The sequence below is a fragment of the Lentzea sp. NPDC058436 genome, assembly GCF_042721515.1.
GTDB lineage: Bacteria > Actinomycetota > Actinomycetes > Mycobacteriales > Pseudonocardiaceae > Lentzea.
Genome location: NZ_JBHXLF010000017.1, coordinates 135,931 through 142,658 on the forward strand (window position 1 = coordinate 135,931; position 6,728 = coordinate 142,658).

The 6,728-nt window shown below is 67.5% G+C and carries 7 protein-coding genes; 3 read left to right on the plus strand and 4 right to left on the minus strand.

Going from position 1 to position 6,728, the window contains the following annotated elements; genetic code table 11:
• Window positions 1-158: 158 nt before the first annotated feature.
• Both ACFWN2_RS36635 and ACFWN2_RS36640 read left to right on the plus strand, forming a co-directional pair.
• Complete coding sequence (locus tag ACFWN2_RS36635; RefSeq protein ID WP_089915625.1) at window positions 159-365, plus strand: BldC family transcriptional regulator; 207 nt, start codon at window positions 159-161, stop codon at window positions 363-365.
• Window positions 366-422: 57 nt separating this feature from the next.
• A complete protein-coding gene (locus tag ACFWN2_RS36640; protein WP_086667950.1) occupies window positions 423-590 on the plus strand; it encodes a hypothetical protein in 168 nt (55 codons plus the stop codon).
• Window positions 591-644: 54 nt separating this feature from the next.
• Here the strand turns inward: ACFWN2_RS36640 and ACFWN2_RS36645 are convergent, their stop codons facing one another.
• The 4 genes from ACFWN2_RS36645 to ACFWN2_RS36660 all read right to left on the minus strand — a co-directional run bounded on the left by ACFWN2_RS36645 (window position 645) and on the right by ACFWN2_RS36660 (window position 5,365).
• Complete coding sequence (locus ACFWN2_RS36645) at window positions 645-2,057, minus strand: AAA family ATPase (protein ID WP_382435147.1); 1,413 nt, start codon at window positions 2,055-2,057, stop codon at window positions 645-647.
• A gap of 103 nt (window positions 2,058-2,160) precedes the next feature.
• Complete coding sequence (gene ccsB / locus ACFWN2_RS36650; RefSeq protein WP_382435148.1) at window positions 2,161-3,072, minus strand: c-type cytochrome biogenesis protein CcsB; 912 nt, start codon at window positions 3,070-3,072, stop codon at window positions 2,161-2,163.
• The gene (locus ACFWN2_RS36655) at window positions 3,072-4,547 is read right to left on the minus strand and encodes a cytochrome c biogenesis protein ResB (RefSeq protein WP_382435154.1); all 1,476 of its coding nucleotides are present in this window, start codon (window positions 4,545-4,547) and stop codon (window positions 3,072-3,074) included. The genes ccsB and ACFWN2_RS36655 overlap by 1 nt, the downstream gene beginning before the upstream one ends.
• Before the next feature lie 41 nt (window positions 4,548-4,588).
• Window positions 4,589-5,365: a cytochrome c biogenesis CcdA family protein gene (locus ACFWN2_RS36660; protein ID WP_382435149.1), complete on the minus strand. Its 777-nt coding sequence runs from the start codon at window positions 5,363-5,365 to the stop codon at window positions 4,589-4,591.
• A 131-nt stretch (window positions 5,366-5,496) separates the two neighbouring features.
• Here ACFWN2_RS36660 and ACFWN2_RS36665 point away from each other — a divergent pair, with 131 nt between their 5' ends.
• Window positions 5,497-6,483: a M64 family metallopeptidase gene (locus tag ACFWN2_RS36665; protein WP_382435150.1), complete on the plus strand. Its 987-nt coding sequence runs from the start codon at window positions 5,497-5,499 to the stop codon at window positions 6,481-6,483.
• Window positions 6,484-6,728: the final 245 nt, after the last annotated feature.

Genomic DNA, 6,728 nt, shown 5'->3' on the forward strand with positions numbered 1-6,728 from the left:
CGTGCACTCACGTAGCAGCGGTCACAGAGGAGGGCCGTCACCTGTGTCCGGTTCGCGCCTCTCGTCCCTTACTACCTCTTTACCAAAAAACAAGCGTTCGAGTACCTGATGGGTCAGATGCCACGATCAGACCAGAACGTCTGATCTGAGGAGGACGAGTGACTGCAGCCACCGAGCGGCTCTTGACGCCTGGGGAAGTCGCCAATCTGTTCCGGGTCGACCCGAAGACCGTGACCCGATGGGCCACCGCAGGTCGCATCGGCTCGATCCGCACCCCTGGAGGACATCGCAGGTTCCGTGAGACCGAGGTGAAGCAGCTTCTTTCGGAGCTGACGACCGAGGCGACTGAACCCGTCCGCCACTGAAACCGTAGTAACCCCTGTGCCGCGGGTAATCTCGGGGCAAAGGGAGGTGGCGACACGATGATCTACCTGTTGGCGGTGATCGGTGCGCTCACCGTGGCTGTGCTCGTGTGGCGAGCGTTCGCCCCGCAGCACTCGGAGTACACCCCAGGCCGCAAGGTGATCGCGCCCGACGACGACCCGGAGTTCCTGCGCAAGCTCGACGAGCAGCGCAAGCGCGACGAGTGAACGGAAAAGGGGCCCTGATCCCAGGACCCCTTTCCGCCAGTGACGCAGGCCCGCTCAGTTGTGCGGGAAGTCGTCCGCGACCACCGCGGCGAGTTCCAGCAACGCGAGGCGGGTCTCCGGCGCGAGCTGGTCCAGCGCGATCTCGGCGCCCTCTTCGAGGTGCTCGTCGAACGGCAGGCGGACCACGGCACGGCATCGCTGCTGGAAGTGGGCGGCGAGCTTGTCGAGGTCGACCTTGCCCGACTTCGGGCGCACCGAGTTGATGACGCACACGGACTTCGCGACCAGTTCGCGGTAGCCGTGCGCCTCCAGCCAGTCCAGCGTCGCGGCTGACGTCTGCGCGCCGTCGACCGAACCGGAAGACACGAGGACCAGCAGGTCCGCCTCGTCCAGCACGCCCTTCATCGCGGAGTGCATCAGGCCGGTGCCGCAGTCGGTGAGCACGATGTTGTAGAAGTGCTCCAGCAACGCCACCGTGCGCCGGTAGTCCTCTTCGCTGAACGCCTCCGACACGGCCGGGTCCTGCTCGGACGCCAGCACCTCAAGACGTGCCGGCGACTGCGAGGTGTACGCGCGCACGTCGCTGTACTTCGTGATCCGCGGTGCGTCGCGCAGCAGGTGACGCACGGTCGCCGTGGTCTCGCGCGGGATCTTCAACGCCAGCGTGCCGCGGTCGGGGTTCGCGTCGACGGCGATCACCCTGTCACCGCGCAGCGACGAGAACGTCGAGCCCAGCGTCGTGGTCGTCGTGGTCTTGCCGACACCGCCCTTGAGGGACAGCATCGCGATCTTGTAGCACCCGCGCAGCGGCTGGTTGATCCGCGCGATCAGCTCGCGTCGCCGCACGTCGGCGGGGCTCTCACCGAGGTTGATGGCGCCGCCGGTGATCGAGTGCAGCGACTTGCGCCAGCCGGACGTCGGCGGCCGCTTGTCCTTCTTGATCAGCTGCTGCGACGACACCTGCTCGGCCTGCGAGCGGTACTCCTGCTGCGGGAAGTTGTTCGGGAACGGCTGGCCGGCGAACTGCCCGTACTGCGCCGGGTTCTGGGCCGGGTTCTGGGGCGTGCTGTGCGGGCCGGACTGGCCGCCGCCGACCGGATAACCGCCCGACTGGCCGCCGCCCACCTGGTGCGGGCCGGACTGCGAACCGGGCGCCGGGTAGGGACCGGACGCGTTGCCGGGCACCGCGTAGGGGCCCGAGGCGTTGCCGGGGACCTGGTAGGGACCGGAGGCGTTGCCCGGCACCTGGTACGGGCCTGAAGCGTTGCCGGGGACCTGGTACGGGCCGGAGGCGTTGCCGGGCACCTGGTACGCCCCCGACTGGTTGCCGCCCACGTTGTACGGGCCTGATTGGCTGCCGCCGACGTGCTGCGGGCCGGATTGCTGCGGGTCGAGGTAGGCCGCCGCCTGCGGGTCGACGTACTGCGGGCCGGAGCCCTGTTCCTCACCCGGTGACTGCCAGTTCACCGCTGTGGCCCTCCCTGAGCAAGAGAGACCGAGACTTCCCCGACCCCCGGGTTGCGACGGTACGCAACCGCCGACGGTTCCATCGACGTGGGGGCTTAACTCGTTAGAGACCTGCGTACGAATGCAACCCACTAGTAACCAAGTTGATGAAGAACAGGTTGAAGACGTTGAGCGCGAAGCCCGCGATGTTGATCCATGCGGCCCCACGGCCACGCCAACCGGCCGTCGCGCGTGCGTGGAGATACGCCGCGTAGACCACCCACGAGACGAACGCGACCGTCTCCTTGGGGTCCCAGCCCCAGAACCGGCCCCACGCCGCTTCCGCCCAGATCGCACCGCAGATGATCCCGGCCGTGAACAGCGGGAACGCGAGCACCGTGGTCCGGTACGACATGCGGTCGAGCACGTCGGCGGACGGCAGCTTCGGGAAGCGGTCGGACTTCGAGTCCTTGAGCAGGTAGAGGATCGACGTCACGCCGGGGATCAGCAGCACGCCGGACGAGATCGAGATCACCGAGACGTGGATCACCAGCCAGTACGACCGCAGCGCAGGCTGGACGGGCGCGGACTCGGCGTACAGGACGGTGCCGCCGAGGAACAGCAGGATCAGGATCGGCGTCAGCACGAACGCGCCGAGGCGGCGGATCGGGAACTTGGCCATCAGCACGATCCACGTCACCACGGCCGCGAGGCACAGCAGCGACATGTACTCGTACATGTTGCCCCAGGGCGCGCGCCCGGCGGACAGACCGCGCATGACCAGCGACCCGAGGTGCAGCACCGCGCCGAGGACGGTCAGCGCCGCGCCCATGCGACCGAGGCGTTCGGCCCTGGTCGGCTCGCTCTTCGGCTCGTCGACGAGCACGTCCGGCCCGCCGGCGCCGACCAGCGCCTTGCGCGGAGCACGGGCGAACGCCTGCTCCACCGCGTACAGGAAGATCGCGAAGAGGTAGACGCCCAGCGCACTGCGGTACAGCCAGTCGCTGTAGGTCGCAAGGGTCTCGTTGACCGGCATCAGGACTTCTCCTCGTTCAGCACCGCGCGGGCGAGCCGCGTGAACTCCTCGCCGTATCCCGCCTGGTCAGTGCGGGCGAGCCCGCCGACCTCGACCAACGTACGCCCGTCGTCCAGACGGGTCGCACGCACCCACACCCTGCGGCGCTTGACGGTCAGCGAGACCCCCAGGCCGAGGATGATCAGCACGGCGAAGGCGAGCACGTAAACCTGTGTCGGGTCGTGCGACACCTGCAACGACACCCAGTCGTTCACGGAGTCGAAGCGCACCTTGGTGCCGTCGTCGAGCACGATCTCCTCGCCCACCGCGAGGTTCTTGCGCGCGACCTTGGCCAGACGCCCCTGGTCGACCATCTTCTGGTCGATCGAGAAGATCGACTGCCCGCGCCCGTCGTCCACGCCGAGGTCGCCGCGGTACACGTCGACGGCGACCATCGGTTCGTTGAGCGCGGGGTACTTCGAGGTCAGGATGCCGCCGTGCAGCAACGGCGTCGGCGCCAGCAGCCCCGTCACGGCGATCTGGTTCTTGCGGCGGGTCTCGGAGTCCGTGATGCCCGGCGGGTCGAACTTGGTCGCGCCCTCGGAGGCGAGCGTGAGCTGGTCGGCGGGCAGCCACTGGATGCCCTGCGTGCGCTTCTCGCCGTTGGGGAACGTCACCGTGAACGTCGGCGTGTACCCGTGGCCGAGCAGGTAGAGGCGGTCGCCCTCGGTGCGCAGCGGGTGGTTGACCTGCAGCGTGTACGGCTTCCAGGTGTTCGACGCGAGGTCGTCGCCCGACTGGTAGCGGATGTCGGCCTGGTAGCCGACGGGCTGGCCGTTCTCGAGGTAGTCAGCGGAGAACTTGCCGATCTCGACGCAGAACGGCGTGAGGTCGGTGCCGTCGACGCGCAGCCCAGGCCGGAACTGGTCGTAGTTGAAGATGCCGCCGTTGCAGAACTGGCCACCGTTGGCCTGGACGATGATCTGGCCCTCGTAGTTGAACATCTTGCCCAGCGCGAACGACACGAGCAGGCCCAGCAGCGCGAAGTGGAAGACCAGGTTGCCGGTCTCGCGCAGGAACCCGCGTTCGGCGCTGACCGTGCCCTCACCGGTCTCCATCCGCCAGCCGCGCATGGCCTTCTTGGCCTTGCCGACCGCTTCCTCCGGCGTGATGTCGAGCTCGGCCTGCGCGTGGTGCGGCATGCGCGAGAGATTGCGCGGCGTCAGCACCGGCTTCGCGCGCATCTGCTTGAAGTACTCCCACGTGCGGGGAAGCAGGCACCCGACGAGGGACGTGAACAGCAGCAGGTAGATCGCCGCGAACCACGGCGTCGCGTAGACCTCGAAGAACCCGAGCTTCTGGAGCAGCTCGCCCCACCAGCCCTTGGCCGCGACGTACTCGTCGACCTTCCTCGCGTTGAGCGAGAGCTGCGGCAGCAACGCGCCGGGCAGCGCCGCGAGCGCGAGCAGGAACAGCAGTGTCAGCGCGGTCCTCATCGACGTGAGGCCGCGCCACGTGTTGCGCAGGAAGGCGATCACTAGAGCGGCAACTCCACGACGTCGACGAACGAGTAGCGCAGCCACCCGACGAACTCACCCCAGAGCCCGGTGACCAGCGCGATCCCGACCAGGATCAGCAGCACGCCGCCGAAGATCTGCACCTGCCGGGCGTGCGTGCGCAGCCACTTCGTCACACCCAGCGCCCACCGCGCCCCGAGCGCAAGCACCACGAACGGCAACCCAAGACCCAGGCAGTACGCAAGCACCAACACAGCCCCACGAGCCGTGGACGACCCGATCTCCGTGCTGCGCGCCACGGCGAGCACGCCAGCAAGCGTCGGCCCGAGACAGGGCGTCCACCCGAGCGCGAACACGGCCCCGAGCACCGGCGCCCCGAACAACCCGGCCTGCGGCTTCGTGTGGAACCGCACGTCCTTCTGCAGTGCCGGAACGAGCCCGAGGAACACCAGTCCCATCAGGATCGTGACGACACCACCGATGCGCTGGAACAGATCAGCGTTGAGCAACAACGCGTCCGACGCCCCGAGAATCGCCATCGACGCCAACGCGAACACGACCGTGAACCCGAGCACGAACAACAAGGAGGCCCCGGCAACACGCCAACGCCCCTGCTTGGCGGGTTCGTTGGCCTCGACCCGAGGCGCCTCGGCACCGACCAGTCCGGCCAGGTAGGCCAGATAGCCGGGCACGAGCGGCACCACGCAGGGCGACGCGAAGGAGATGAAACCAGCGAGCAGGGCAACCCCGGTGGCCAGCAGCAGCGGCCCGGAGATCGCCAGATCGGTGGGATTCACAACCCTCAGAGTAGGTAGTTGCCCAGATCACGCGACGACCGGTGTCCGTTTCAGACCCAAGACAATCCTTGGGCCAAAAGTGCCAACTATTGCCGCTTGTGGGTGACGTCACGGTTGCTTAGCGTCAACACATGCATCGTTCGCGGCTGCTACTCCCAGCACTGACCGTCACCGCCCTCGCCCTCTTCGCGCAGGTACCGGCCGGCGGCGCGGCCCCGGCGATGGAATGGCGCGAGGTCTTCAGCGAGGACGGCTCCATAACCCAGGCCCTAACCCCGAAGCCCCCGGCGGAAAAAGCAGCGGACTTCCGCACCCTCGCCGAGGCCGACGTGATCCCGGTCCAGGTGACCGGCGACTCGGCAGAGCGCTTCGACCTGGTCTTCGTGGGCGACGGCTACACAGCCGACGACCTCACGACCTACACCGCGAACGTGAAGAGCAAGTGGGAAGAGCTCTCCGCAGTAGAACCCTTCGCCACCTACAAGCAGTACTTCAACGTCTGGCAGGTCAACGTCGTCTCCCCGGAGTCCGGCGTGGACCACGACCCGACCAAGGGCATCCTGAAGAACACCGCCCTGGACATGGGCTTCTGGTGCCAGGGCCGAGACGCGAACACAGAGCGCCTCCTCTGCGTGAACGAGACGAAGGCCAAGCAGTTCGCAGCCCAAGCCCCCCAGGCCGACCAGGTGATCGCCCTCGGCAACACCACGAAGTACGGCGGCGCAGGCGGCTCAGTGGCCACCGCCTCAGGTTCCAACGCCCAAGCGGGCCAGATCGCGATCCACGAACTGGGCCACTCGATCGGCGGCCTGGCAGACGAGTACGACTACCCGTACGTCAACTACACGGGCACCGAACCACGCGAGATCAACGTGACCAAGGACCCAACGGGCGCGAAGTGGGGCGACTACCTGGGCCAGCCGTCCCCGGACGGCGGCGTGATCGCGCCGGTCGAGGGTGCGCGCTACTACAAGACGGGCCTGTACCGCCCCACGGCCAACTCGATCATGCGAACCCTGGGCAAGGAGTTCAACTCGATCGGCAGGGACGCGATGGTGAAGGCGTTCAAGGCGAAGATCCCGTCGCTGAACGAGCCGGTGACCCCGCCCGCGAGGTAGCGGGGCTGGGCGCCCGCGAGGTAGCAGAGCTGGGCAGCGGGACTGGGTGGCACGCGGGTAGGCAGGGCAGCGCAAGGCAGGGGAACACCTGATCGCCGCGATGCCGAAGGCGAGCCGGTTGATCGGTGCGACGCCGAAGGCGAGCCGTCCTTAGCAAAGAGGAACCGGCGGTGGGGTCCCATCACGAGTCGCGCCATAGCTCTTGCTGCATGTGAGTAGGGGTGTCAACTCGACACGCTTTTCGT